The sequence below is a fragment of the Klebsiella sp. K47 genome (assembly GCF_051858335.1).
GTDB classification, from domain to species: Bacteria; Pseudomonadota; Gammaproteobacteria; order Enterobacterales; family Enterobacteriaceae; genus Klebsiella; species Klebsiella pneumoniae.
This window is the reverse complement of record NZ_JBPYUI010000007.1, coordinates 68,680-94,319: the sequence shown is the minus strand read 5'-3', so window position 1 is coordinate 94,319 and position 25,640 is coordinate 68,680. Positions and strand designations below refer to the sequence as shown.

The 25,640-nt window shown below is 57.9% G+C and carries 24 protein-coding genes and 1 pseudogene; 11 read left to right on the top strand and 14 right to left on the bottom strand.

Translation table 11 applies throughout. The features are described 5' to 3' along the window. Positions 1-4: 4 nt before the first annotated feature. A complete protein-coding gene (gene kdgR, locus RRF55_RS08875; RefSeq protein ID WP_002911378.1) occupies positions 5-796 on the bottom strand; it encodes a DNA-binding transcriptional regulator KdgR in 792 nt (263 codons plus the stop codon). Positions 797-973: 177 nt separating this feature from the next. Here kdgR and RRF55_RS08870 point away from each other — a divergent pair, with 177 nt between their 5' ends. Then, a complete protein-coding gene (locus tag RRF55_RS08870; protein WP_002911379.1) occupies positions 974-2,344 on the top strand; it encodes an MFS transporter in 1,371 nt (456 codons plus the stop codon). 65 nt (positions 2,345-2,409) lie between these two features. On the opposite strand, the gene htpX is transcribed toward RRF55_RS08870, so the two are convergent. The 4 genes and pseudogenes from htpX to RRF55_RS08850 form a co-directional block, all read right to left on the bottom strand. Further along, positions 2,410-3,294, bottom strand: coding sequence for a protease HtpX (gene htpX / locus RRF55_RS08865; RefSeq protein WP_002911381.1), 885 nt, complete (start codon positions 3,292-3,294; stop codon positions 2,410-2,412). 235 nt (positions 3,295-3,529) lie between these two features. Then, positions 3,530-5,578, bottom strand: coding sequence for a carboxy terminal-processing peptidase (gene prc / locus RRF55_RS08860; protein WP_004145536.1), 2,049 nt, complete (start codon positions 5,576-5,578; stop codon positions 3,530-3,532). 19 nt (positions 5,579-5,597) lie between these two features. Then, positions 5,598-6,275: an RNA chaperone ProQ gene (proQ, locus tag RRF55_RS08855; RefSeq protein ID WP_002911385.1), complete on the bottom strand. Its 678-nt coding sequence runs from the start codon at positions 6,273-6,275 to the stop codon at positions 5,598-5,600. An 81-nt stretch (positions 6,276-6,356) separates the two neighbouring features. Next, a pseudogene (locus RRF55_RS08850) lies at positions 6,357-6,870 on the bottom strand (GAF domain-containing protein). Between the two features lie 132 nt (positions 6,871-7,002). Here RRF55_RS08850 and yebS point away from each other — a divergent pair. The 5 genes from yebS (at position 7,003) to RRF55_RS08825 (ending at position 13,089) form a co-directional block, all read left to right on the top strand. Then, entirely contained in the window at positions 7,003-8,286 is a 1,284-nt protein-coding gene (gene yebS, locus RRF55_RS08845; protein WP_002911387.1) for a membrane integrity lipid transport subunit YebS, read from the top strand. Then, entirely contained in the window at positions 8,255-10,888 is a 2,634-nt protein-coding gene (locus RRF55_RS08840) for a PqiB family protein (protein ID WP_130974816.1), read from the top strand. Before yebS ends, RRF55_RS08840 begins: the two co-directional genes overlap by 32 nt. 123 nt (positions 10,889-11,011) lie before the next feature. Further along, positions 11,012-12,445 (top strand): 16S rRNA (cytosine(1407)-C(5))-methyltransferase RsmF, encoded by a 1,434-nt coding sequence (gene rsmF / locus RRF55_RS08835; protein ID WP_004148845.1) that lies wholly within the window; start codon positions 11,012-11,014, stop codon positions 12,443-12,445. Between the two features lie 115 nt (positions 12,446-12,560). Further along, positions 12,561-12,800, top strand: coding sequence for a YebV family protein (locus RRF55_RS08830; protein ID WP_002911393.1), 240 nt, complete (start codon positions 12,561-12,563; stop codon positions 12,798-12,800). Between the two features lie 97 nt (positions 12,801-12,897). Next, on the top strand, positions 12,898-13,089 hold the full coding sequence (locus tag RRF55_RS08825) for a YebW family protein (protein WP_002911395.1): 192 nt from the start codon (positions 12,898-12,900) through the stop codon (positions 13,087-13,089). On the opposite strand, the gene pphA is transcribed toward RRF55_RS08825, so the two are convergent. Then, complete coding sequence (pphA, locus tag RRF55_RS08820; protein WP_032447686.1) at positions 13,086-13,739, bottom strand: protein-serine/threonine phosphatase; 654 nt, start codon at positions 13,737-13,739, stop codon at positions 13,086-13,088. The genes RRF55_RS08825 and pphA overlap by 4 nt on opposite strands. 156 nt (positions 13,740-13,895) lie before the next feature. On the opposite strand from pphA, the gene RRF55_RS08815 reads away from it, so the two are divergent. Continuing rightward, complete coding sequence (locus RRF55_RS08815) at positions 13,896-14,864, top strand: VirK/YbjX family protein (protein WP_074185275.1); 969 nt, start codon at positions 13,896-13,898, stop codon at positions 14,862-14,864. A 104-nt stretch (positions 14,865-14,968) separates the two neighbouring features. Further along, positions 14,969-15,112, top strand: a complete 144-nt coding sequence (locus tag RRF55_RS08810; protein ID WP_002911398.1) for an Ecr family regulatory small membrane protein — start codon at positions 14,969-14,971, stop codon at positions 15,110-15,112. 636 nt (positions 15,113-15,748) lie between these two features. Here RRF55_RS08810 and RRF55_RS08805 read toward each other — a convergent pair. The 3 genes from RRF55_RS08805 to yobA are packed head-to-tail and all read right to left on the bottom strand — an operon-like array spanning position 15,749 to position 17,351. Further along, positions 15,749-16,087 carry a YebY family protein gene (locus RRF55_RS08805; protein WP_016529031.1) on the bottom strand — a complete coding sequence of 113 codons (339 nt, stop codon included), beginning with the start codon at positions 16,085-16,087 and terminating at the stop codon, positions 15,749-15,751. A gap of 16 nt (positions 16,088-16,103) precedes the next feature. Beyond that, entirely contained in the window at positions 16,104-16,973 is an 870-nt protein-coding gene (copD, locus tag RRF55_RS08800; protein WP_048331959.1) for a copper homeostasis membrane protein CopD, read from the bottom strand. 3 nt (positions 16,974-16,976) lie between these two features. Beyond that, on the bottom strand, positions 16,977-17,351 hold the full coding sequence (gene yobA / locus RRF55_RS08795; protein WP_004151448.1) for a CopC domain-containing protein YobA: 375 nt from the start codon (positions 17,349-17,351) through the stop codon (positions 16,977-16,979). Between the two features lie 112 nt (positions 17,352-17,463). Here yobA and RRF55_RS08790 point away from each other — a divergent pair, with 112 nt between their 5' ends. After that, positions 17,464-17,694, top strand: a complete 231-nt coding sequence (locus RRF55_RS08790; protein WP_002911406.1) for a DNA polymerase III subunit theta — start codon at positions 17,464-17,466, stop codon at positions 17,692-17,694. Between the two features lie 78 nt (positions 17,695-17,772). Beyond that, positions 17,773-18,432 carry an exodeoxyribonuclease X gene (gene exoX, locus RRF55_RS08785; protein WP_002911407.1) on the top strand — a complete coding sequence of 220 codons (660 nt, stop codon included), beginning with the start codon at positions 17,773-17,775 and terminating at the stop codon, positions 18,430-18,432. A gap of 3 nt (positions 18,433-18,435) precedes the next feature. On the opposite strand, the gene ptrB is transcribed toward exoX, so the two are convergent. From ptrB to RRF55_RS08770, 3 genes are all read right to left on the bottom strand, one after another. Next, positions 18,436-20,496 (bottom strand): oligopeptidase B, encoded by a 2,061-nt coding sequence (gene ptrB, locus RRF55_RS08780; protein ID WP_004151449.1) that lies wholly within the window; start codon positions 20,494-20,496, stop codon positions 18,436-18,438. A gap of 120 nt (positions 20,497-20,616) precedes the next feature. Then, positions 20,617-21,276, bottom strand: a complete 660-nt coding sequence (locus RRF55_RS08775; RefSeq protein ID WP_004180434.1) for a tellurite resistance TerB family protein — start codon at positions 21,274-21,276, stop codon at positions 20,617-20,619. A gap of 139 nt (positions 21,277-21,415) precedes the next feature. Next, positions 21,416-21,763: a YebG family protein gene (locus RRF55_RS08770; protein ID WP_004184662.1), complete on the bottom strand. Its 348-nt coding sequence runs from the start codon at positions 21,761-21,763 to the stop codon at positions 21,416-21,418. A gap of 144 nt (positions 21,764-21,907) precedes the next feature. Here RRF55_RS08770 and purT point away from each other — a divergent pair, with 144 nt between their 5' ends. Next, positions 21,908-23,086 carry a formate-dependent phosphoribosylglycinamide formyltransferase gene (purT, locus tag RRF55_RS08765; RefSeq protein WP_004151450.1) on the top strand — a complete coding sequence of 393 codons (1,179 nt, stop codon included), beginning with the start codon at positions 21,908-21,910 and terminating at the stop codon, positions 23,084-23,086. A 56-nt stretch (positions 23,087-23,142) separates the two neighbouring features. On the opposite strand, the gene RRF55_RS08760 is transcribed toward purT, so the two are convergent. Together RRF55_RS08760 and edd are read right to left on the bottom strand one after the other, a co-directional pair. Further along, positions 23,143-23,784, bottom strand: coding sequence for a bifunctional 4-hydroxy-2-oxoglutarate aldolase/2-dehydro-3-deoxy-phosphogluconate aldolase (locus tag RRF55_RS08760; protein ID WP_002911423.1), 642 nt, complete (start codon positions 23,782-23,784; stop codon positions 23,143-23,145). Between the two features lie 38 nt (positions 23,785-23,822). Further along, the gene (gene edd / locus RRF55_RS08755; RefSeq protein ID WP_032102649.1) at positions 23,823-25,634 is read right to left on the bottom strand and encodes a phosphogluconate dehydratase; all 1,812 of its coding nucleotides are present in this window, start codon (positions 25,632-25,634) and stop codon (positions 23,823-23,825) included. Positions 25,635-25,640: the final 6 nt, after the last annotated feature.

Below are 25,640 nucleotides of genomic sequence, written 5' to 3'. Positions count from 1 at the left end.
CGCCTCAGAACGGATAGTCGTTGTATCCCATTTGTTCAGAAATCTTACGCGCCGCCTGGTGGAGCATCGCCACGTATTCATGCAAGCGTTCTTCAGAGAAACGTAGCGTTGGGAATGAGATGCTCAGCCCGGCGATGACCACGCCGAAACGGTCAAACACCGGCACGCCAATGCAGCGCAGCCCCTCTTCCTGTTCCTCATTATCCTCGCCATAGCCCTGCTCGCGAACGCCATCCAGCACTTTCAGCAACTCCTCGGTGCTGGTAATGGTCCGCTCGGTGCTGCGCTTATACTCCACGCCGTCGAGGATCTGCTCCACTTCGCTGCGATCGCGCCATGCCAGCAGCACCTTGCCAATCGCGGTACTGTACAGCGGGTTGCGGCGGCCAATACGCGAGTACATCCGCAGGTTATACATCGAGTCAATTTTATGGATGTAGACGATACTGTCTTCATCCAGCGCCCCAAGATGGATGGTCTCTTTCGTCAGTCGCGAAAGTTCGCGCATCTGTATATCGGCGCTGCGCACCAGGTCGACGTTCTGCAGCGCGCGCGCGCCCAGTTCGAACAGCTTGAGGGTGAGAGAGTATTTCTCAGACTCTCCTTCCTGTGCCACATAGCCCAGTGATTTCATGGTCTGTAAAAAGCGATAAACGGTGCTTTTCGACATCATGACGCGCTGGGACAGTTCGGTAATGCCAATTTCACGCTCTTCACCCAGCGCCTGTAGGATGCCGAAAACCTTCAATACCGAAGAGACAGAATCTGGCTGTTTATCCAAATCTGCACCTGCCATTTATCACCTCGTCGTAACTGTTTTATAAAAATTAGAACCGGTTTTTATTATAAATTCGCCGCCTCTGAGCCGCAATCATTCTTCTGCCACTTCGTTACAAATCTGCGACATACTGCGAATTAATCAATGCTAAACTCATCATTCAAAAAACCGTTTCATTTAAGACTCATATTCACCATGGATAAAAATTCTTCTGATGGCGTGCCGTTGCCGCAACGCTATGGCGCCATTCTGACCATCGTGCTTGGGCTGACCATGGCCGTGCTCGACGGGGCTATCGCCAACGTCGCGCTGCCGACTATCGCCAGCGATCTCAACGCCTCACCGGCGGCTTCAATCTGGATCGTTAACGCCTACCAAATCGCCATTGTCATCGCCCTGCTGCCGCTCTCCTTCCTCGGCGACATGGTCGGCTATCGGCGTATCTATAAGATAGGCCTGGTGGTGTTTATCTTTACCTCGCTGGCCTGCGCGCTGTCGCGTAGCCTCGAAATGCTAACCTTCGCTCGCGTCGCGCAGGGATTGGGCGGCGCCGCGCTGATGAGCGTCAACACCGCGCTGATCCGTCTGATTTATCCGCAGCGCTTTCTTGGTCGCGGCATGGGCATTAACTCCTTTGTCGTTGCCGTCTCTTCGGCGGCCGGCCCGACTATCGCCGCAGCGATCCTCTCCCTCGCCTCATGGCAATGGCTGTTTTTAATTAACGTGCCTCTCGGCATCGTCGCCTTTGTTCTGGCCATGCGCTTTCTGCCGCCCAACAGCGCGCGCAGCAAAATCATCCGCTTCGATCTGCCGAGCGCCATTATGAACGCCCTTACCTTCGGGCTGCTGATCACCGCCCTGAGCGGTTTCGCCCAGGGGCAGTCCACTCAGCTGGTGCTGGCGGAGGTCGCCGCTATGCTGGTGGTGGGGTTCTTCTTCGTTCGCCGCCAGCTCACGATGCCCGTCCCCCTGCTGCCGGTCGACCTGCTGCGTATCCCACTCTTCTCTCTCTCTATCTGCACTTCCATCTGCTCCTTCTGCGCGCAGATGCTGGCGATGGTCTCTCTGCCCTTTTTTCTGCAGTCGATGATGGGGCGCAGCGAAGTGGAGACCGGTCTGCTGCTAACGCCGTGGCCGTTAGCGACCATGGTGATGGCGCCGCTGGCCGGCTATTTGATCGAGAAATGTCATGCCGGGCTGCTGGGGGCTATCGGTTTGCTGATTATGGCCTGCGGCCTGTTCGGCCTGGCGCTGCTGCCCTCGTCGCCCTCCGATCTGGATATCATCTGGCGCATGGCGCTGTGCGGCGCCGGCTTCGGGCTGTTTCAGTCGCCGAACAACCATACCATCGTCGCCTCGGCTCCGAGCCATCGTAGCGGCGGCGCCAGCGGCATGCTGGGCACCGCTCGCCTGCTCGGACAGAGCACCGGCGCGGCGCTGGTGGCGCTGCTATTCAATTTGCTCGGTAACAACGGCACCCACACCGCCCTGCTGCTGGCCGGCACCCTGGCTATCGTCGCCGCGCTAATTAGCGGTCTGCGGGTCACTCAGCCGCGCGCAGCCTGACGGACGGTAAAAAAAATCCGCAGCTTGCGGGCTGCGGATTGTCGTTTTCAGCGTCAGAAGATGGATTATTTCAGATATTCACCGCTACGCAGGGCTTCAATACGCTTATCCAGCGGCGGGTGAGTCATAAACAGTTCGCTCATGGATTTCGCTTTACCGTTAATGCAGAACGCCATCATGCTGCTGGCTTCCTGCGGCTCATAGCTGGTTTTCAGACGCTGCAGGGCTGCAATCATCTTCTCGCGGCCTACCAGACGCGCCGAGCCGGCGTCAGCATGGAACTCACGGTAACGCGAAAACCACATGGTGATTATGCTGGCCAGAATACCGAACACCAGCTCAAGCACCGTGGCGACGGCGAAGTAGATCAGCGGGTTGCCATTGCTGCTCTCCCCTTCATCTTCCCGGTTGCCGCCGAGGAAACCGGCCGCAATCTGCGCGATAACGCGGGAGATAAAGATAACGAAGGTGTTCACCACCCCCTGGATCAGGGTCATGGTAACCATATCGCCATTGGCGATGTGGCTGATTTCATGGGCAATGACCGCTTCCGCTTCATCACGGCTCATGTTTTGCAACAGCCCGGTGCTGACGGCGACCAGCGAGGCGTCACGACGCGCGCCGGTGGCGAAGGCGTTAATGTCAGGCGCGTGATAGATAGCTACCTGCGGCATGGCAATACCTACCTGCTGCGCCTGCTGCGCAACGGTATTCATCAGCCAGCGTTCCGTTTCGTTGCGCGGCTGCTCGATCACTTCCCCACCCACTGACTTCAGCGCCATCCACTTCGACATCATCAGCGAAACGATAGAACCACCGAAGCCGAACAGCAGGGCCATAATCAGAAGACCGGTCATGCTGCTGGATTGGATCCCCGTGAGGCTTAACACCAGCCCGAACACGACCATCACTGCCAGGTTCGTCAGCAGGAAAAGCGCGATTCGCATCATAATTTTCTTTTTACCTCAATTTAACAAAACGCACTATGCGATTACCCACATCGTATGGGTCAGGCTGCAATTTTCAACCATCAGCCCCCGCTAAGTCACGATAAAAACACAACTTTACATTTTGTAGCATCTTGCTGACAGCGGCAGCGCAGGTTGACATTTTGTTAGATGAGCTGAATGGCGATGACAACGCGCACAAAAAAAACGGGCACCTCTCAGGGTGCCCGTTAGCAACTTATTTGCTGGCCGGCGGTTCCACCGCCGGGCGCGCTTTCTCCAGATGCGCCAGGTCTACCGCGATATGGACCGTTTCATCAAGATACGGATCCGGCTCCTGGTAATCCTTCGGCAGATCGTCCAGTTTTTTCAACGGCGGCTTGCCTTCGCGTTTCAGGCGATCGTTAATCCGCGCCAGACGAATCGCATCATCTTCTTCGTTCTCTTTCTCACGCTGGGCGTAGTTCAGAGAGACGATGTTACGTTTGTCCTTCATCGCGTTATAACGGGCAATATCCTTCATGATGTACTGGAATTCAGGATCCTGCGCAATACGCTCGTCGTGGCGCTTGAGCAGCTCCGGTCCAAACGGGGTCAGATCCCCGGACTTCACATAGGTGGCCGCGTTGATGCTATCCCACGGCAGCGCGTTGTCTTCATACTGCTCGCCGGTTTCGCGATCTTCATTGCCGGTTGGCATCATGATATCCGGCGTCACGCCTTTGCGCTGCGTACTGCCGCCGTTAATACGATAGAACTTCTGGATGGTGTACTGGACGGAACCCAACGCCGGCCACTCCGGACGCAGCATTTGATCGTAAATACGATTCAACGAGCGATACTGCTGTACCGTCCCTTTACCGAAGGTCGGTTCGCCAACGATCAGCGCGCGGCCATAGTCCTGCATCGCTGCGGCGAAGATTTCAGACGCCGAGGCGCTAAAGCGGTCAACCAGCACCACCAGCGGCCCTTTGTAATAAACCACGCCATCGTTGTCGCTGTCTTCGCGCACTTTGCCATTATTATCCCGCACCTGCACCACCGGACCGGACGGAATAAACAGACCCGAGAGCGATACCGCCTCTGTCAGCGCTCCGCCGCCGTTGCTGCGCAGGTCAATGATGATGCTGCTGACGTTCTGTTTTTCCAGCTTCTGCAGCTGCACTTTCACATCATCGGTCAGGCCAACGTAAAAGCCTGGAATATCCAGCACGCCGACTTTTTCTTTCCCGACGGTTTTCACCGACATCTTCACCGCACGGTCTTCCAGACGAATGCGCTCGCGGGTCAGCGTTACAATACGCGTCTTGGCTCCTTTACCGGCCGGCAGGATTTCAAGACGAACCTTGCTGCCCTTCGGCCCTTTAATCAGCGCCACGACGTCATCCAGACGCCAGCCGATGACATCAACCATCGACTTCCCGGTCTGGCCAACGCCAACGATGCGATCGCCGACGCTGATCGCTTTGCTTTTCGCGGCTGGACCGCCCGCCACCAGCGAATTAATGACGGTATAGTCATCATCCATCTGCAGCACGGCGCCGATCCCCTCGAGTGAGAGGCTCATTTCGGTGTTGAACTGCTCGGTATTACGCGGCGACAGATAATTTGTGTGCGGATCGATTTCGCGAGCGAAGGCGGTCATCGCCAGCGAGAAGACATCTTCGCTGTTGGTTTGCGCCAGGCGACGGATAGCAAACTTATAGCGACGGGTTAAGGTGTCGCGGATCTCTTTATCGTCTTTACCCGCCAGCTTCAGGCTTAACTGGTCAAACTTAACCTTAGCGTCCCACAGCTTGTTCAGCTCGGCCTCGTCTTTTGGCCACGGCGCTTTGGAGCGGTCAAGATTGAAATTATCATTGCCGGTAAAGTCCATCGGACGTTCAAGCACCTTCAGCGCATACTGATAGCGCTCGAAGCGGCGCTGCTGCCCCAGGTTGTAGAGGTCGTAAAAGACGTCCAGTTTCCCGCTGCGCAGCTCATCGCCAATTTGGTCTTTTTTAGCCGCAAACTTCGCCACATCGCTGGCCAGCAGCACATTGTGGCTGTAGTCCAGCAGGTTCAGGTAACGGTCAAAAATCTTTGCCGAGAAGGCGTTGTCGAGATCAAACTGACGGTAATGAGAGCGGGTAAAGCGCGACGTCACGCGCTCGCTTACCGTCGCGTGCTGCGGCTCTTCTTTCAGCACGGGGATTTGATCTGCGCGGGTTATGTCATCAACAGCGAATGCATGGCCTGCTATTGCCAGCAGGCCCGCAAGCGCGGTGATTTTAAAAAATGTGTTCATGCCTGGCCCGGCCTCCGTTTCAGAACACCAGGTGTTCTGCGCGTACAATCATTGACATACCAGAAGTCAGCTGTACACGAACGCCATCTTTGGTGATTTCCAGAACGGTGGCGTCCATGGCGTTATTGCCTGCTTTTACCTTCAGCGCCTGGCCGACGGTCAGAACGGAAACATCCGATACCGGAGTAAGACGCTCTTCACGCGGGGCTTTGGCCGCAACAGGACGCGGTTTACGCTGTTCAGCGCCTTCTTTACGACGCGGCTGCTGAGGACGCGGTTTACGCTCGCGGCGAACGCCTTCATCCTGCTGGCCTGCGGCCGCAGCGGCTTCGCGTTTTTTCGCCTGCTGGGCTGCGCGCTGCGCCTGAACGCGAGCTTTCGCTTCTTCCAGCTGCTGACGCGCATGGGCAATGTGCTGCTCTTCCAGTTCGCCGCACGGATTGCCATCCAGGTCAACGCGAATAGCGCCGGCTTTTACGCCGTACAGATAACGCCAGCTGGACGTGTAGAGACGTAATGCAGCGCGAAGCTGGGTCTTGCTGAGATTCATCTCACCACCCACTCGCTCAACGAGATCCTGAAAAATTCCGATTTTCAGGGGGCGCGCTTCACCTTCAGCGCTAAAGCACTGCGGGAAACGTTCGGCCAGAAAGGCGATAACTTCTTTACTGCTATTCAACTTAGGTTGATTTTCCATGAAATTTCCTGATTACAACGGACGTAGCCAACAAGCCGCAGGCATGAACAGGCGACATTATAATGACGTCCTCGCTAAATGCTACGTTATCCGTTGATTATCCCACGACACGGGTAAAGATTTTTTGATAATCCGTGGCCGCAATGAGTTTTTCCAGATGCTCGACCAGCGTGCGCAACCCCTGCTCATCTTCAGCGGTGAAGCGCCCGTAAGCCGGACTATCGATATCCAGCACGCCGATAATCTGGCCATTCACGCGCAGAGGGAAGACAATTTCCGAATTACTGGCGGCATCGCAGGCAATGTGGCCGTCAAAGGCGTGGACGTCCTCGACGCGCTGGACCTGAGCCTGCGCCACCGCCGCGCCGCATACGCCTCGCCCGACCGGGATCCGCACGCAGGCCAGTTTGCCCTGGAACGGTCCCAACACCAGGGTATCGCCTTCCAGAAGGTAGAAACCGGCCCAGTTGACCTCGCTCAGCCGCTCGAACAGCAGCGCACTGGTATTGGCGATCATCGCCAGAAAACTGGTTTCACCTGCCATTAATGCCTGGAAATCGCGGTTCAGATCCGCGTAAAATTCTGTTTTGCTCATTATATCTTCACTTTGTTGTCTTACTGCCTGATACGTACAGCCTACTAAAATAAGCATTAAATGCGCTTGGGCTCAAGATGAATTCATTCATAGGTTAAGATAGTGAGATACATTCATTCCTGTACGTAATAAATGCCGATAAAAACACCCACCCTCAAACCTGCGAAAAAGATGGTCGTGCATACCGTCAGCACGCCGCTTCCCTATGCGCATTATCAGCGCTGTACGCAGTGTGACATGCTCTTCCGCTTACCGGTGCTCAAACGCAACCAAAGCGCCTGGTGTCCGCGCTGTAACGCGAAGGTGCGCGATGGCCGCGACTGGTCGCTGACCCGCCTGGGCAGCATGGCCCTCGCGATGCTATTGCTCATGCCTTTCGCCTGGTCTGAGCCTCTGCTGCGCCTGCATCTGTTGGGCGTACGCATCGACGCCAACGTCCTGCAGGGGATCTGGCAGATGACCGCGCAGGGCGATCCGATTACCGCCGCCATGGTACTGTTTTGCGCGGTGGTCGCCCCGGTGCTGCTGGTGGTCTCCATCAGCTATCTCTGGCTGGGCAATGTGCTGGGGATGAACCTGCGGCCGGTGCTGCTGATGCTCGGCAAGCTTAAAGAGTGGGTGATGCTGGATATCTATCTGGTGGGCATCGGCGTCGCCTCCATCAAGGTGCAGGATTACGCCTTCCTGCAGCCGGGCATCGGTCTGGTGGCGTTTATCTCCCTGACGTTGTTGAGCATCCTGACGCTTATTCATATGAACGTCGAAGAGCTATGGGAGCGTTTCTATCCCGAGCGTCCGGCGACCCGCGCCGATAATAATCTGCAGGTGTGCACCGGCTGTCATTACACCGGCTATCGCGACGCGCGCGGCCGCTGCCGACGCTGCCACACGCCGCTGCATCATCGCCGACCGCAGAGCCTGCAGCGCAGCTGGGCGGCGCTGATTGCCTCGCTGGTTTTCCTCTTTCCGGCCAACCTGTTGCCAATCTCCATCATCTACGTCAACGGCGCGCGCCAGGACGACACGATCCTCTCGGGGATCATCTCCCTGGCCAGCAGCAATATCGCCATTGCCGGGGTCGTGTTTATCGCCAGTATTTTGGTGCCATTCACCAAAGTTATAGTGTTATTTACCCTGCTGCTCAGCATACAATTCAAGTGCGAGCAGGGATTGCGCACCCGCATCCTGCTGCTGCGGCTAATCACCTGGATTGGCCGTTGGTCGATGCTGGATCTGTTTGTTATCTCACTCACCATGTCGCTAATAAATCGCGATCAGCTCCTCGCCTTCACCATGGGGCCGGCTGCGGTTTACTTTGGCGGCGCGGTAATTTTAACTATTCTTGCAGTTGAATGGCTGGACAGCCGCTTACTTTGGGACGCACATGAGTCAGGAAACGCCCGCTTCGCAGACTGAAGCCAGAATAAAAACCAAACGCCGTATTTCGCCATTCTGGCTGCTGCCGGTCATCGCGTTGCTGATTGCCGCCTGGCTAATCTGGACCAGCTTTGACGACCGCGGATCGACGATTACGATTGATTTCCAGTCCGCGAACGGCATCGTGCCGGGACGGACGCCGATCCGCTATCAGGGGGTTGAAGTCGGCACCGTCCAGGATATTAGCCTCAGTAAAGATCTGAGTAAGATTGAGGTTTCGGCCAGCATCAAACGCGATATGAAAGATGCGCTGCGCAAAGAGACCCAGTTCTGGCTGGTCACGCCGAAAGCCTCTCTGGCCGGCGTATCGGGCCTCGATGCGCTGGTGGGCGGGAACTACATCGGCATGATGCCGGGCAAGGGTGAACCCGAAGATCACTTTGTCGCCCTCGACACCCAACCTAAATACCGCATCAACAACGGCGAGCTAATGATCCACCTGCAGGCGCCGGATCTTGGCTCTCTGAACAGCGGCTCGCTGGTCTACTTCCGAAAAATCCCGGTCGGGCGAGTGTATGATTATTCCCTGAATGCCAATAATCAGGGGGTGACCATCGATGTGCTAATCGAGCGCCGGTTTACCAATCTGGTGAAAAAAGGCAGCCGCTTCTGGAACGTCTCAGGCGTCAAGGCCGACGTCGGCCTGAGCGGGGCCAAAGTGCAACTGGAGAACCTGTCCGCGCTGGTGAACGGCGCCATCGCCTTTGACTCCCCCGCCGATTCGCATGTCGCCTCGCAAAACGATGAATATCACCTGTATGAAGATCTGGCGCATAGCCAGCGCGGCGTGGTAGTGACCCTCGATCTGCCTGATGGCGACGGACTGAAAGCGGGCTCGACGCCGCTCATGTATCAGGGGCTGGAGGTGGGCCAGTTAAGCAAACTGAATCTAAACCCCGGCGGCAAAGTTACTGGCGAGATGACCGTCGACCCGAGCGTGGTGACGCTGCTGCGGGAGAAAACGCTGATTCAGATGAAGAAGCCGAAGCTCTCCCTCGATAACCCCAGCATTAGCACCCTGCTCACCGGCAATACCTTTGAGCTGGTGCCCGGCGAAGGCGAGCCACGCAATCACTTCTCGGTAATGCCGGCGGATAAAGCGCTGCTGGATGAGCCCAACGTCGCCACCGTTACCCTCTCGGCGCCGGAGAGCTACGGCATCGACGGCGGTCAGCCGCTGGTGCTGCACGGAGTAAAAGTCGGCCAGGTGCTGGAGCGTAAACTGACGGCCAAAGGGGTAACCTTTCAGGTTGCCATTGACCCTGAATACCGCGATCTAATTCACGGCGACAGCAAATTTGTGGTTAACAGTCGTCTGGACGTCAAAGTGGGGCTCGACGGCGTGCAGGTGCTGGGCGCCAGCGCCAGCGAATGGGTGAACGGCGGGATCAGGGTGATCCCCGGCGAAAAAGGCAAAATGCAAAGCAGCTATCCGCTGTACGCTAACCTTGAAAAGGCGCAGGAAAATAGCCTGAGCGAAGTGCCGACCACTACCCTGAGCCTGTCTGCTGAGACGCTGCCTGACGTTCAGGCCGGCTCGGTGGTGCTGTATCGTAAATTCGCCGTCGGCGAGATCATCGCCGTCAAACCGCGCAAGGATGCATTCGATATCGATCTGCATATCAAGCCGGAGTACCGCTACCTGCTGACCAACAACAGCGTCTTCTGGGCGGAAGGCGGTGCGAAGGTCAAGCTTGACGGTAACGGACTCACCGTGCAGGCCTCGCCGCTGGCGCGCGCGATCAAAGGGGCGATCAGTTTCGATAACCTCAATGGCAGCAGCGCCGGAGCACGGCTGAATAACAAACGTATCCTTTATGCATCTGAAACGGCGGCGCGCGCCGTGGGCGGCCAAATCACCCTGCACGCGTACGACGCCGGGAAGATGGCGGCCGGGATGCCGATTCGTTATCTCGGCATCGACATCGGTCAAATCCAGTCGCTGGAGCTAATCACCGCCAAAAACGAAGTGCAGGCGAAAGCGGTGCTCTATCCGGAATACGTCGGCACCTTCGCCCGCGCCGGGACCCGCTTCTCGGTGATCACCCCGCAAATCTCCGCCGCGGGCGTGGAACATCTCGACACCCTGTTCCAGGCCTACATCAACGTTGAGCCCGGCCGCGGCCCGGCACGACGCGATTTTGAGATCCAGGATACGACGATCAGCGATTCGCGTTATATCGACGGCCTGAACATCGTGGTGGAAGCGCCGGAGGCGGGGTCGCTTGGCATCGGTACGCCGATCCTGTTCCGCGGACTGGAAGTCGGGACGGTTACCGGACTGTCGCTGGGGTCGATGTCTGACCGGGTGATGGTTAAGCTGCGCATCAGTAAGCGCTACCAGTACCTGGTACGTAATAACTCGGTGTTCTGGCTGGCCTCGGGTTACAGCCTCGACTTCGGCCTGATTGGCGGGGTGGTGAAAACCGGTACCTTCAATCAGTTTATCCGCGGCGGGATCGCCTTTGCCACGCCGCCGGGCACGCCGCTGGCGCCGAAGGCCCAGGATGGCAAGCACTTCCTGCTACAGGAGAGCGAGCCGAAAGAGTGGCGGGAGTGGGGCACCGCTCTGCCGCAGTAATGCCCCCTTCTCCCGCCCCGGGCAACGCCGGGCGCGGGGAGAGGGTAAACCGCACGCCCCGGTGTCACGCGCCGGGGCGTTTGTGCTAAACTGCGCACCCTTTTTTTCTGTGGTGCGCTGCCCGTGGCTGAAAATACTGTCTATTTCCCTGAAGCGTTTCTCGCTCAAATGCGCGCGGCGATGCCAGCGCATCTCTCTTTCGACGACTTTATCGCCGCCTGTCAGCGCCCGCTACGCCGCAGTATTCGCGTCAATACGCTGAAGATTAGCGTCGATGATTTCCTCTCTCTGGTTGCCCCCTACGGCTGGCAGCTCGCGCCGGTGCCCTGGTGCGCAGAGGGATTCTGGATCGAGCGAGAGGATGACGACGCGCTGCCGCTGGGCAGTACCGCCGAACATCTCAGCGGACTGTTCTATATTCAGGAAGCCAGTTCGATGCTGCCGGTCGCCGCCCTGTTCGCCGATAACCGGCAGCCCGAACGGGTGATGGACGTTGCCGCCGCCCCGGGATCGAAAACCACCCAAATTGCAGCCCGAATGGGCAACGCGGGCGGCATTCTCGCCAATGAATTCTCCGCCAGCCGGGTGAAGGTGCTGCATGCTAACATCAGCCGCTGCGGCATCAGCAACGTCGCTCTGACCCACTTCGACGGCCGGGTTTTTGGCGCGGCCTTGCCCGAAACCTTCGATGCCATCCTGCTTGACGCCCCTTGCTCCGGCGAAGGGGTTGTACGTAAAGACGCCGACGCGCTGAAAAACTGGTCGCCGGAGAGCAACCTCGACATCGCCGCCACTCAGCGCGAGCTTATCGACAGCGCCTTCCATGCTCTGCGCCCTGGCGGGACGCTGGTGTATTCCACCTGCACCCTGAATCGTGAAGAAAATCAATCGGTCATTGAGTGGCTGCTGTCCCGCTATCCGCAGGCGGTGGAGATCCTGCCGCTGGGAGAGTTGTTTCCCGGCGCAGCCGACGCCTTAACCGCGGAAGGTTTTCTGCACGTTTTTCCGCAAATTTACGATTGCGAAGGCTTCTTTGTCGCGAGGTTGCGCAAAACTGCGGCGATCGATCCGCTCCCGGCGCCAGGCTATAAGGTCGGTAAATTCCCGTTTACGCCGCTGAAGGACCGGGAGGCCGCCGCGGTAACTGCCGCCGCCAGGGCTGTTGGCCTGGAGTGGGACGCAGGCCATACGCTGTGGCAGCGGGATAAAGAGCTGTGGCTGTTTCCGCTGGCTTTGGAGCCCCTGTTCGGCAAGGTGCGCTTTTCTCGCATCGGCGTGCGCCTGGCGGAGCTGCACAATAAGGGGTACCGCTGGCAGCATGAGGCGGTTATCGCCTTTGCCGCGCCGCAGCGCGCCTTCGAGCTGTCGCAGGAGGAAGCGGAAGAATGGTATCGCGGGCGCGACGTCTATCCGCAAACCGCGCCTGGGCAGGATGAAACCATTGTGACCTTCCAGGGCGTCCCGCTGGGCCTGGCGAAGCGCGTCGGCTCCCGACTGAAGAACAGCTATCCGCGCGAACTGGTGCGCGATGGAAAACTTTTTGCCGGCAAGGTGTGAGGCCGCGCAAAAAATGCGCACTTTTTGACTGGCGCTTTTCGCCCCATTGACTACGCTGAAAAATAACGGCCATAACTGGTCGTACCACAACTCAGCTGAAAAATGGGGTGAAGCGATGAGTAAAACCAATGTCCGCATCGGCGCGTTCGAAATAGACGATGCCGAACTGCACGGTGAGCATCAGGGTGAGCGAACGTTAAGCATACCCTGCAAATCCGATCCAGACTTATGTATGCAGCTTGACGCCTGGGATGCCGACACCAGCGTGCCCGCGATTCTCAATGGCGAACATTCTGTTCTCTACCGTAAACATTACGACCGCCAGTCCGATGCCTGGGTCATGCGCCTTGCCTGACACCAATGAACCCGTCGCCTGAGACGGGTTATTTATTTCCCCGTCCCGCCGTCATCCCCTACACTAAATAGTATGTGAACCCGAGCATGAGGCCAGGATGTTTGCCTTAGTGTTGTTTATTTGCTATCTGGATGGCGGCTGCGAGGACATTGTGGTTGACGTCTACCGCGAGGAAACGCAGTGCTTAGTGGCGATGGAGGATCAGCGGATCCGCCACGGTGGCTGCTACCCGATAGAAGATTTTATTGATGGCTTCTGGCAACCCGCCAGCGAATACAGCGACTTTTAGCCTGCCGACTGCAGCGCCACCAGCGTCAGCGTCCCACCAAACACAGCGCCCGTATCAATATAGTGTTGATTATCGTGGTCATAACGCGCCTGAAGCGGCGTATGGCCAAACCAGAAATGGTCTGCGCCGGCAATAGCGCCATGGCGCCCCGCCAGGTGTTCACTCAGACGATGGCGGCTCCATAGTACCCGTTGGGGATCCACCGGCTGCTGCCAGCGATAGACCGGCGCCGGGTAATCGGCGTGGGCGATCACATGCCGCGCTTTCCCGCATTCCACTTCAATAATCAACGGTAGCCGCCGACAGTTCGCCAGCAGCCGATCGACGTCGGCCCGCTGCCGCGCATCGCCCTTGACGTACCAGTCGCCACCGTTCATCTGCCAGAGCCGCATATCTCCGCTCTCCAGCGCCTCCAGCGCCATCTGCTCATGATTCCCCCGAACGGTCCTGAACCAGCGACAGCGCAACAGGCCAAGACAATCGGCGCTCTGCGGCCCGCGATCGATCAGATCGCCCACCGAGATCAGCAGATCGGCCCAGGGATCAAAACGCAGCTGACGCAGGCGATTCATCAGCAGCGCAAAGCAGCCATGCAGATCGCCCATCAGCCAGATATTACGCCAGTCGCTGCCGTTAATACGTTGATACATATAATTACCTCTCAGCGGTAATTATAGGTAATTCCAGCAAAGGTCCACGGAATTTAATTTACACCTCAATCAATTTTAAACAGACGGCAAATATAGTCCGCCAGAGGATTAAGCTTGTCAGTGGCTCGCTTTAAAATAGGGGGAAATCACAACGAGGTGTTTATCGTGACAGACAATAGCCTGCATTCATCCGGCGTGCTAGCGCCGCGCTCGCATCTTATTGCCGATCTGGTGATGGGCAGATTGACACCTGCCCCCATCTGGCGGCAAAAAAATTACCGCTTTAAGTTTTTGCTGCGCACGGCCCTATTTTATAACGCCACCAGAGCGATGCTGGAAGCGCTCTGCGCTCGGGATGATTTTAATCAGCTGCTGGCCGCGCAGGCTACGCTGCCGGGCAAAGTACACCGTCAATATCTGACCCGCGATCTCAACGCCTGGCAGCGGGCGGTGGCGGTAATCAACCATTATCGCTATATCGACACCCTACGCGGATCGCGGCTGGCGCACGCTATGACCGCGGTGTCTGAGGTCCCGCTGCTGACGTTAAACGGAAAAGAGGACCGCCGGTTTACTCTTTATGCCTCCTCGGCAGGCAAAGCCGAACGTGAGGGTGAAACCACTCTGTGGCTGCGCGACAGCGACCACACCCTGCTGGCCAGCGCCACCTTCAGCGTAACCCGTGATCACGATGCCTGGCAGCTGGTTATCGGCGGTCTGCAGGGGCCGCGACGTCACGTTTCTCATGAGGTGATTAAGCAGGCGACTCGCGCCTGCTACGGCCTGTTTCCGAAGCGCCTGCTGCTGGAGTTTATCTGGCAGCTGGCCGCGCGCAGCCAAATCGCGGCTATTTACGGCGTCAGCGATAATGGTCACGTGTTCCGCGCCCTGCGCTATCGCCTGAGCAAAGGCCGCCATTTCCACGCCAGCTACGACGAGTTCTGGCAGTCTATCGACGGCCAGCCGGAAAGCCCCTGGCGCTGGCGGCTACCGCTATGTCTGGAAAGAAAATCGCTGGAGAGTATCGCCAGTAAAAAACGGGCTGAATATCGGCGGCGATTCCAGCTGCTGGATCAGCTGACGGAGCAGGTGGCAATATTGACGCAGCGGCATGCCGGTGACTAAATTGCGCTGTCGGTGAAGCCGAATTACAACATGGCGTTTGCTTATTATGTCAATATTTCGCTACTATCAGGGTCCCCGAAGGCCACCGGATAGTCGCTTGCATAATGAGTAAAACCGAAATTTTTCTGCTGATTATTCTGGCGGTCATTCTGCTCGGGAGCATATGGTTTATTTTTAGCGATGAAATTTGGCTATTGCTCTGCTATCTGGAAAGTCAGATATACCCTACATTCAGCGTTCCGCAATAATATTTTCCGCCCGCAAAAGTGCTCGTTCTTATTATTTATGCCACCTCGTCAGCCGGCGAGGTGTAATCGCATGAATTGCCAAATCGTTTAGATTTTGCTTATTTTATTTATCATACAAATATGTATACTAGCAGGCTTCCGATGTTGGCCCGCCAGTTAACCTGCACGCCGGGCCTGTTTAGGTGCAGGTTTTTTCTTTTCTCCGCCCTCGTTTACGGTTCCACCTTTGCCACCTCCCCCTTCCACAGGATGCGATTTATGTGTAAATGAATTGTGTATGCTAAAAACGGTGTGCTATAACGGGACATCCAGAGGCCAGCGGGTGTTTGACTGACAGGATGTCGCTGGCTATTGAGAAAGAAGACAGATAAAGATAAAAAGAGACCGAATACGATTCCTGTATTCGGTCCAGGGAAATGGCTCTTGGGAGAGAGCCGTGCGCTAAAAGTTGGCATTAATGCAGGCTAAGTCGCCTTGCACTATAAGAATAGTTTAACGCGTCAGCTTTTCCAGTCCGCGGCCAAAGTGGCTGCATAATTCCTGGAAAGGGGGCCTCTGCCAGCGAAAAAACCGCCACTGCCGTTGTCCGGCAAGGGCGGTTTTTTTAATGTTATTACAGCAGGATAGCGAGAAAGTTTAGCAGAGCTTCTTCGCTCGCTCGATAAAGGGCGCGAGGCTCATTTTTTGTCCCGGATGCTGCGGATCGTCGATCTGGATCACTGAGATCGGCTGCGCGGTGGTTTTGCCGGCTTTGACCTGCTGCTCAGCCACCTCATTGAGCGGATACTGAACCAGCGTGCTCGGGTTGATGGCGTAAAGCGCGTTACCCGGTCGACAGGTCAACATAACCTCTTCCCGGTTGAACGCCCAGCTCTCCTTCCCCACCTCAAAACGGCTCACGGTGATAATTTGTGGCGCTGCCAGAGCAGCCCCGGAGCTTGCCAGTAACAACATGGTCAGAACAATTTTTTTCATGATTTTGCCAGTTAATTCAATAAGGTTCCCAGGTGGCAAACAGACTGACGGCCAGCAGCGCCAGCGCGCCCAGCCCTATTTCAGCCTGCGTGGTTCGCAGGATCAGGCTTTCCGCCTGCGAATCGCTTGCCGACATGCGCGGTACCAGAACATACCTGTTCACTAACGCAATTACCACCATCCCGGCGACCAGCGCACATTTGATCAACAACATGCGTCCCCACGGCGATGCGCCAATCAATCCTCCCTGGATCAACAGCGCATTGAGCGCTCCGCTGGCAATCGTGCCGGCGACGGCCAGATGCCCGTAACGTGAAAAGCGCGCCATGGTATAGACCGCGGCCGGCCGCCAGCGCCCCTGCGCCAGGCGCAGGCAATAGATAAAGGGCAACAGACCGCCAAACCAGCTGGCGACGCAGAAGAGATGCACAGCGTGGTTTGTCCGCTGCAGCACGCCGGTGAGACCATCGTGCATAGCGGCGTGCCCTACCCCGGCGGAAAGCAGCAGCTGGGCCGCCAGCAGGGCCACCAGCTGGCGGGCGCCGTGACGGGGACGGATCCACACTACCGCAAGCGCGATCCACGTCAGTAGGATCTGCCAGATCCACACTCCACCAAAGCGGGTCCCGGCCACCGCCTGCCACACGGCGGGTCGCCAGACATCCGTCCAGCCTTCGCCCATCATTCCTCCCTGCAGGAGATACAGCGCCAGCGTAGAGATCGCGCCGATCAGCAGCAGCGGGCGCAGTAGTGGATAAAAGCGCAGCATCAGCACGCGTCTCAGCGGTACCGGCGCCCACCAGGCGCCATACAGCACGCAGCCAAAAGCCAGCATCAGGGAGATAAAGTGCCCAAAGCGCAGGGTAATATAGAGCCCGGTCAGCATCGCTTACTTCACGCTAAAGGTATATTGCCCTTTGGTTTTATGACCATCCACCGAGACCACATGCCATGCCACGGTGTACTCTCCCGGCGGCAAGGCTTCCGCCAAAGGTAACGTGACCTCGGCCGGATTATCGGCGCTGCGGGTCAGTTTTCCGGTAGCCACCGCATGCTGCTGCGGACCGGTGACGGTCACGCCGCTGAATGCGGGTTCAATACCTTCGGAAAAACTGAGCGTCAGCGTCTGTGGGGAAGCTGAAAGCTGCGCCCCGGCGGTCGGGATCTGCTGCTGCAGGTGAGCGTGGGCGAAGGCGCCCGCCGCGGTTAACATCCCGGCAAGCGCAACGGAGAGGCGCAACGCGCGTCCAGCAAGAAGTCGCATATTCGTCATTCCCTTTTGTTATGTCTGTAGCACAGAGAATAACCCTGTATAATGCCAGAGTCGAGCCAGGCATCTGGCCCTGACCGGATTTATAAGCAGAGTGGAGTGGATGATGGAAAGAAATCTGGCCAAAATTTCGCAAGATGAGATGGATAAAGTCAATGTCGATCTCGCCGCCGCCGGCGTTGCTTTTAAGGAGCGGTACAATATGCCGGTGGTCGCTGATTTAGTCGAGCGTGAACAGCCTGCACATCTGCGCGACTGGTTCCGTGAACGACTGATCGCCCATCGGTTGGCCTCCGTCTCCCTTTCGCGGCTACCGTGGGAGCCGAAACAGAAATAATGCGCGCTCGCCTCCTCCCCGTCGGTTGGCAAGCCCGGCCAATTCCATTACGCTTATTGTTTTGCTCTGGAGCGAGCCATGCTGCGCGTCATTGATACCGAAACCTGCGGCCTGCAGGGGGGCATCGTTGAAATCGCCTCGGTCGATATAGTCGACGGGCAAATTACCAATCCCATGAGCCATCTGGTGCGTCCCGATCGGCCCATCAGCCCGCAGGCGATGGCTATCCACCGGATCACGGAAGAGATGGTCGCCGATAAGCCGTGGATTGAGGAGATTATTCCGCACTATCATGGCAGCCCGTGGTACGTCGCGCATAACGCCAGCTTCGATCGCCGGGTGTTGCCGGAGATGCACGGCGAGTGGATCTGTACGATGAAGCTGGCCCGACGCCTGTGGCCGGGAATCAAATACAGCAATATGGGGTTATATAAGTCACGTAAGCTGAACGTGACTACGCCGCCGGGACTGCATCACCACCGGGCGCTGTATGACTGCTATATCACCGCCGCGCTGCTGCTGGATATCATCAATGTTTCCGGCTGGACCCCTGACGAAATGGCCGATATCACCGGTCGGCCGGCGCTGCTGACTACTTTTACCTTCGGCAAATACCGGGGTAAGGCCGTCGCCGAGATTGCTGAAAACGATCCAGGCTATCTGCGCTGGTTATTCAACAATCTCGACCGCATGAGCCCCGAACTGCGCCTGACGCTCAGGCATTACCTCGGGGAATAGCGCCTACACTGCCGCTTTTCCCGGCAGTGTCCCCTGCGCCAGGGCGATGAAAAAGGCGTACTCCAGCGCCACCCCTTCATAGCTTTTAAAGCGCCCGGATTTTCCGCCGTGTCCGGAATCCATATCGGTGCAGAGCAGCAGCAGGTTATCGTCGGTTTTCAGTTCCCGCAGTTTCGCCACCCATTTAGCCGGCTCCCAGTATTGCACCTGGGAATCATGCAGACCGGTAGTCACCAGCATGTGGGGATACGCCTGCGCCCTCACGCCGTCATAGGGACTGTAGCTTTTCATATAGTGATAATAGGTTTCATCCTGCGGATTTCCCCACTCTTCAAATTCACCGGTGGTCAGCGGAATAGTTTCATCCAGCATGGTGGTCACCACATCGACGAACGGCACCTGGGCTATCACGCCATGGAACAGCTCTGGCCGTTCATTCACGGCCACGCCCATCAGCATTCCGCCGGCGCTGCCCCCCATGCCGTAGCAGAGCCGCGGATCGCCGTACCCCTGGGCAAGCAGCGCGTCACAGACGTCCAGATAGTCGTTGAAGGTATTTTTCTTACACAGGAATTTACCGTCTTCATACCATTGCTGACCCAGCTCGCCGCCGCCGCGGACGTGGGCGATGGCGTAGACAAAGCCGCGGTTGAGCAGGCTCAGCCGGCTGGCGCTGAAATCGGCATCGATACTCTCGCCATATGAGCCATAGCCATAGACCAGCAGCGGGTTGCTCCCTTTGCGAAAATGTTCGCGATGGTAGACCAGAGAGACCGGGACTTCGACGCCATCGCGGGCGGTCACCCACAGGTGTTCGCTCTGGTAGCAGCTCGTATCCAGCCCCTTTACCTCCTGCTGTTTGATCACTCTTCGTTCGCCGGTATCCATATCCAGTTCAAACAGCGTATCCGGCGTAGTCATGGAGGAATAGCCGTAGCGCAGTCGCGACGTTTCGGGCTCCGGATTATAGGCAAGCCAGGTGACATAGGCCGGATCGTCAAAAGCGATCCCCACCACCTCCCGGGTCTTGCGGTTAATTTGCCGCAGACTGGTCAGGCCACGCTGGCGCTCCTCCACAACCAACCAGTCGGTAAACAGGGTAAATCCTTCGAGCATCACGTCGTGACGCGGGGGGATCAGCGTGGTCCACTGTTCTTCATCACGCAGCACGGTACGGTAGAGGCCGAAATTCTTCCCCTCCCGGTTGGAACGAAGATAGAAAGCGTGCTGATAGTGATCAAGACTGTATTCATGATCTTTACGCCGTGGCAGAAAGCAGACCGGCTCGGCGTCTGGCAGTTCGGCGTTGAGCAGCAGCACTTCGCTGGTGGTGGCGCTGGAGAGATAAATTACCACGAACTGCTGGGAGGTGGTTTTATGCACGCTGACGTAGAAGGTCTCATCTTTTTCCTCGTAGACCAGCGCGTCGCTCTGCGCCGGTGTCCCGACGGTGTGGCGCCAGACCTGATAAGGGAGCAGCGTGGTGGGATGTTTACGCACATACCAAACAAAGCGTGAATCGTTACTCCAGGCAAAGCCGGAGGTGACATTTTCGAGGATTTCCGGGTACCACTCGCCGTTGCTGAGGTCGCAAAAGCGCAGGCCGTACTGGCGGCGGGAAAGGTAATCTTCCGCCACCGCCATTAGCTGGTTGTTGGGCGCAATGCCCAGTCCGCCCAGGGTGTAGAACTCGCTCTTCGCCGCCCGCTGGTTGGCATCGAGCAGGATCTCCCACTCATCCCACTCTTCTTTCAGCACCGACTGCCGCTGGTAGATAGCGTATTCGCAGCCCGGCTCATACACCTGACGGTAGCGAAAGCCGTTTTTACTGTAGGGGGCAGAGACTTCCCGCTGCGGAATGCGGTCGATAATCTCCTTCAGCAGACGCTCCTGCAGGCTGAGCTGCGAATCCATCACTTGCTTGCCGTAAGCGTTCTCCGCGTGCAGATACTCCAGCACGTCAGGTCGCGCGCGCTCATCGTCGCGCAGCCAGTAATAATTATCGATGCGTGTATCGCCATGCAAGGTCATGGCGTGAGGGATCCGTTTAGCTTTAGGTGGCATGTTATTCTTCTGCTGCTTTATCGTGACACAAGAGCATTCAGGCCGCAGGGTGGCGCCTGAATGATGACGTGTCTATAAGGGTGGCAAAAGACGCGAGCGATGCAAGCGAAACGTGATGATTTAGACGCTTAGCGCTTGTTTTTGTGACTGGATATCCTGTTCTATATCGGCCCGGACATCTTTCGGCAGCGCCAGGGCGTCTCCCAGCGCATTAAGGTAGCTACGCTCCATAAAATGGTCGATATCAATCACCGCGCAGCTGACGTAGTAGATCTCCAGCGCCTCCTGCGGGTCGATGATGCCCTCGGCGAGACGCTGCGGATCCAGCGGCTGGGCCAGCGCCTGGTCAATTAGCACCCGGGCCTGAACGTCAATATTGGCCGCCCGCAGCTGAGTTTCAATATTCGCCCGCTCGTGGTCATCAATATGACCGTCGCTTTTCGCGGCAAATACCAGGGCCGTGATCAGCCGCACGCTACGCGGATCGACCTCCGCCGGCGCCGCTGCCGTCTCAGGCGCCTGGGCGGATGTATTCTGCGCGCGCATTTTCTGCTGATACTTGTTCCATAACACCGTGCCCGCCACCGCCCCGCCGCCTGCCAGCAGCGCGCTAGTGCCATATTTCGCCAATAATTTGCGTGACGATTTGCTGGCCACCAGCAATCCGGCCAGCCCACCGATGGCGCCGGGCAGCAGGCCGCTCCCTTTTGACGACTCGCCGGACGGTGACGCACCCTGCTGCCCGAGCAGCGACTGCAGTTGATGTAGCCAGTTAGCCATGGTTTTCCTCTCAGGTGACAAACACTGTTATCAGCCTAAACGACGCGATGTCAGGAAATGTTAGATATGGCTAAAGATGCGCAAAGGTACGTGCGACGGCAGCATCGGGGCCGACCGACCAGTGACTGACCGCCAGCGTTCAGGCTGCCTTGGCTTTGCGCGCTTTGGCCGCCGGCACGGCGTCATCACCCGCCGGAGAAGTCTCGGCGGTAGCCGACGGCGCGGAGGCGTCCTGTGCGGGCGTCTCTTGCTCCGGCAGTCGGCCAACTCGCAGGATATGCTGCAGCGCTTCTTTACGCTCCGCCAGCCACATCGCCATGGTATCGCGCTGGACGTCATCCATCTCCAGCGGCGATGTCACCAGCCAGTCATTCAGCACCTCTGCCAGATCGAGCATTTTGTCGTAAGCGTCGGCCTCTTTTTTGCTGGCAAAAGACATTTTTTCCTCACCTTCGCGGATCACCACATATTTAATTTCAACCGCCATACTGCAGCCTCTCAACACTGTATTTTTATACAGTATAGCAAATTTCCCTCCCGGACTCAACTCACGCGCGTTACGCGCGTAAAGACATACGCAAACGTTTTCGTTTATAATCGCTGCCATCTTTTTTTACTGCGGATGAGAGTTATGACTGTATTAGGCACCGCGCTGCGCCCGGCAGCCACCAAAGTTATGCTGTTAGGTTCCGGCGAGTTGGGTAAAGAAGTCGCTATTGAATGTCAGCGTCTGGGCATTGAAACCATCGCCGTAGACCGCTACCCCGATGCCCCGGCGATGCAGGTCGCCCACCGCGCCCACGTCATCAATATGCTGCACGGCGAGAGCCTGCGCGCCCTGATTGAACAGGAAAAACCCGATTACATCGTGCCGGAGATCGAAGCTATCGCTACCGACACCCTGGTCGAACTGGAACAGGCCGGGCAGAAAGTGGTCCCCACGGCGCGGGCGGCAAAGCTCACCATGAACCGCGAAGGCATTCGCCGCCTGGCGGCGGAAGAGCTGCAGCTTCCCACTTCCCGCTATCGTTTTGCCGACAGCGAAGAAGGCTTCCGCGCGGCGGTTACCGAGATCGGTTTGCCATGCATCGTTAAACCGGTGATGAGCTCCTCCGGCAAAGGCCAGAGCTTTATCCGCTCGGCTGACCAGCTCAGCGAAGCCTGGCGCTATGCGCAGCAGGGCGGCCGCGCTGGCGCCGGACGGGTGATCGTCGAGGGGGTGGTGAACTTCGATTTCGAAATCACCCTGCTCACCGTCAGCGCTGTCGATGGCGTGCATTTCTGCGCTCCGGTTGGTCATCGTCAGGAAGACGGCGACTACCGCGAGTCCTGGCAGCCGCAGCAGATGAGCGACCTGGCCCTCGAGCGTGCCCAGACCATCGCCCGCAAGGTGGTGCTGGCGCTGGGAGGTTATGGTCTGTTTGGCGTGGAGCTGTTCGTATGCGGCGACGAGGTGATCTTCAGCGAAGTCTCCCCGCGACCACACGACACCGGGATGGTGACGCTTATCTCCCAGGATCTCTCGGAATTCGCCCTGCACGTTCGCGCCTTCCTCGGGCTACCCGTCGGCGCTATCCGCCAGTATGGTCCGGCCGCCTCCGCGGTGATCCTTCCGCAGTTGTCCAGCCAGAACGTCAGCTTTGGCCAGCTGCAGTCGGCCGTCGGGGCTGGCCTGCAGCTGCGTCTGTTCGGCAAGCCGGAGATTGACGGTACCCGCCGCCTGGGGGTAACCCTCGCCGTCGCCGATTCGGTTGAGGAGGCCGTGGCGCGCGCTAAAGCCGCCGCCGCGGCGGTCATCGTCGAAGGGTAAAGACAAAAAACCCGGTCGCGTTGCCGCAGACCGGGTTGTTGACCTGGAGGCGTGGTTTATTTCGCGCCTTCCACCGCTTCTCGCGCGAGGGTGGTGATGCGATCGTAGTCGCCGGCTTCGAGGGCGTCGGCTGGCACCAGCCAGGAACCGCCGATGCACAGTACGCTGTTCAGCGCCAGGTAGTCACGGTAGTTGGCCGGAGAGATACCGCCGGTCGGGCAGAAACGAATGTGGCCGAACGGACCCGCAATCGCCTGCAAGGCTTTCACGCCGCCGTTGGCTTCCGCCGGGAAGAATTTAAACTCTTTCAGGCCATACTGCATACCCAGCATCAGCTCAGATACCGTGCTGATCCCCGGGATCAGCGGGATGGTGCCGTCTTCGGTCGCCGCTTTCAGCAGGGATTCGGTAAGACCCGGGCTGATAGCGAACTGCGCGCCGGCTTCCGTTACCGCTTTCAACTGCTCAACGTTGGTAACCGTGCCCGCGCCGACAATCGCGTCCGGAACTTCTTTGGCAATCGCGCGGATCGCCTCCAGGGCGCACTCGGTGCGCAGGGTAACTTCCAGCACGCGAACGCCGCCCGCCACCAGCGCTTTCGCCATCGGTACCGCGTGTTCCAGCTTTTTCACTACGATAACCGGGACAACCGGACCGGAGGTGAGGATTGCTTCTGCTGTTGTTTTCCAGTTTTTCATCAGGATTTTCTCTCGCCAGATCTAGAAATTAAATCGTCTTAAAAAGTGATGCAGGTTGCGCCCTGCTCCGCGCCAGAGAGCTTCTCACGCAGCGCCCCAAACATCTCCCGACCGGTTCCCACGCGCGACGCGCTGAGGTCAGGGATATGCGGCTGACGCGCCGCCAGTTCGGCCTCATCCACCAGCAGCGTCAGTTCCCCCGTCTGTCCGTTCACGCGAATAAGATCGCCATCGCGCACTTTCGCCAGCAAGCCGCCATCATACGCTTCAGGCGTGACGTGAATGGCTGACGGGACTTTACCGGAGGCGCCAGAAAGTCGGCCATCGGTCACCAGCGCTATTTTGAAACGGCGGTCCAATAATACACCAAGTGGCGGCATAAGTTTATGTAATTCTGGCATCCCGTTCGCTTTTGGCCCCTGATGACGGACCACCACCACGCAGTCTTTGTCCAGCAGCCCCGCTTCAAAGGCCGGCAACACGTCGTGCTGGCTCTCAAATACCACCGCCGGCGCTTCAATCACCAGGTTCTCCACTGGGACCGCCGAAGTTTTCATCACCGCGCGTCCCAGGTTGCCGCTCAGCACCTTGGTGCCGCCGTGGCGGGAGAATGGTTTTTCAAAGGTCGCGATGACCTGGTCGTCCAATGGCGCTGTCGCCCCTTCGCGCCAGCCCAGCTCGCCGTTATTCAGCCATGGCTCCAGGGTGTAGCGCGACAGGCCAAAGCCGGCCACGGTGTGAACATCCTCATGCAGCAGGCCGCCTTTCAGCAGCTCGCGCACCAGTACCGGAACGCCGCCTGCCGCCTGGAAGTGGTTGATATCCGCCGGGCCGTTGGGATAGAGGCGCGCCAGCAGCGGCACCACGTCTGACAGGTCGGAGAAATCGTCCCAGTTAATGATAATTCCCGCCGCGCGGGCCATCGCCACCAGGTGCATAGTGTGGTTGGTGGAGCCACCGGTCGCCAGCAGCGCCACGATGCCGTTGACCACCACTTTTTCGTCAAACATTTTGCCCAGCGGCATCCACTCATTGCCGTTGCCGGTCATGCGGGTGACCTGGCGCGCGGCGGCGGCGGTCAGCGCTTCCCGCAGCGGAGCATCCGGATGGACAAAGGACGAGCCCGGCAGCTGCATGCCCATAAATTCGACCACCATCTGGTTGGTGTTCGCCGTTCCGTAGAAAGTACAGGTCCCCGGCGCGTGATAAGAGGCGGCTTCGGACTCCAGGAGCGCCATACGGTCAACTTTCCCTTCTGCATACAGCTGGCGAATGCGAACCTTCTCTTTATTCGGCAGGCCGCTGGCCATCGGACCGGAGGGAATAAAGACCGACGGCAGATGGCCAAATGAGAGCGCCGCCATGGTCAGACCGGGAACAATTTTATCGCAGACCCCGAGATACAGGGCCCCGTCGAACATGTTATGCGACAGGCCGATGGCGGCGGACATAGCGATCACCTCGCGGCTCAGGAGTGAAAGCTCCATCCCGTCCTGCCCCTGCGTTACGCCGTCGCACATCGCCGGCACGCCGCCGGCGACCTGGCCGACCGCATTGGCGCTGTGCAGCGCTTTGCGGATGATCTCCGGGTAGTGTTCATAGGGCTGGTGAGCGGACAACATGTCGTTGTAGGAGGTGATGATGGCAATGTTGTTGCGCAACATGCTCTTCAGGGAGGCTTTGTCGTCAGCCTGGCAGGCCGCGAATCCGTGAGCCAGATTGCCGCAGGCCAGTTGCGCACGATGCACGGTGTCGGTTTTGGCCTGGTTAATCCTTGCGAGGTAAGCCGCGCGGGTGTCACGCGACCGTTCGATAATGCGATTTGTTACCCGTAACATTGTCGAATTCATAAAGGC

Coding starts and splice junctions, on each gene's coding strand:
- kdgR (WP_002911378.1), bottom strand. CDS start 796: ATGGCAGGTGCAGATTTGGATAAACAGCCAGATTCTGTCTCTTCGGTA.
- RRF55_RS08870 (WP_002911379.1), top strand. CDS start 974: ATGGATAAAAATTCTTCTGATGGCGTGCCGTTGCCGCAACGCTATGGC.
- htpX (WP_002911381.1), bottom strand. CDS start 3,294: ATGATGCGAATCGCGCTTTTCCTGCTGACGAACCTGGCAGTGATGGTC.
- prc (WP_004145536.1), bottom strand. CDS start 5,578: ATGAACACATTTTTTAAAATCACCGCGCTTGCGGGCCTGCTGGCAATA.
- proQ (WP_002911385.1), bottom strand. CDS start 6,275: ATGGAAAATCAACCTAAGTTGAATAGCAGTAAAGAAGTTATCGCCTTT.
- yebS (WP_002911387.1), top strand. CDS start 7,003: ATGCCGATAAAAACACCCACCCTCAAACCTGCGAAAAAGATGGTCGTG.
- RRF55_RS08840 (WP_130974816.1), top strand. CDS start 8,255: ATGAGTCAGGAAACGCCCGCTTCGCAGACTGAAGCCAGAATAAAAACC.
- RRF55_RS08830 (WP_002911393.1), top strand. CDS start 12,561: ATGAGTAAAACCAATGTCCGCATCGGCGCGTTCGAAATAGACGATGCC.
- RRF55_RS08825 (WP_002911395.1), top strand. CDS start 12,898: ATGTTTGCCTTAGTGTTGTTTATTTGCTATCTGGATGGCGGCTGCGAG.
- pphA (WP_032447686.1), bottom strand. CDS start 13,739: ATGTATCAACGTATTAACGGCAGCGACTGGCGTAATATCTGGCTGATG.
- RRF55_RS08810 (WP_002911398.1), top strand. CDS start 14,969: ATGAGTAAAACCGAAATTTTTCTGCTGATTATTCTGGCGGTCATTCTG.
- RRF55_RS08805 (WP_016529031.1), bottom strand. CDS start 16,087: ATGAAAAAAATTGTTCTGACCATGTTGTTACTGGCAAGCTCCGGGGCT.
- copD (WP_048331959.1), bottom strand. CDS start 16,973: ATGCTGACCGGGCTCTATATTACCCTGCGCTTTGGGCACTTTATCTCC.
- yobA (WP_004151448.1), bottom strand. CDS start 17,351: ATGCGACTTCTTGCTGGACGCGCGTTGCGCCTCTCCGTTGCGCTTGCC.
- RRF55_RS08790 (WP_002911406.1), top strand. CDS start 17,464: ATGGAAAGAAATCTGGCCAAAATTTCGCAAGATGAGATGGATAAAGTC.
- exoX (WP_002911407.1), top strand. CDS start 17,773: ATGCTGCGCGTCATTGATACCGAAACCTGCGGCCTGCAGGGGGGCATC.
- ptrB (WP_004151449.1), bottom strand. CDS start 20,496: ATGCCACCTAAAGCTAAACGGATCCCTCACGCCATGACCTTGCATGGC.
- RRF55_RS08775 (WP_004180434.1), bottom strand. CDS start 21,276: ATGGCTAACTGGCTACATCAACTGCAGTCGCTGCTCGGGCAGCAGGGT.
- RRF55_RS08770 (WP_004184662.1), bottom strand. CDS start 21,763: ATGGCGGTTGAAATTAAATATGTGGTGATCCGCGAAGGTGAGGAAAAA.
- purT (WP_004151450.1), top strand. CDS start 21,908: ATGACTGTATTAGGCACCGCGCTGCGCCCGGCAGCCACCAAAGTTATG.
- RRF55_RS08760 (WP_002911423.1), bottom strand. CDS start 23,784: ATGAAAAACTGGAAAACAACAGCAGAAGCAATCCTCACCTCCGGTCCG.
- edd (WP_032102649.1), bottom strand. CDS start 25,634: ATGAATTCGACAATGTTACGGGTAACAAATCGCATTATCGAACGGTCG.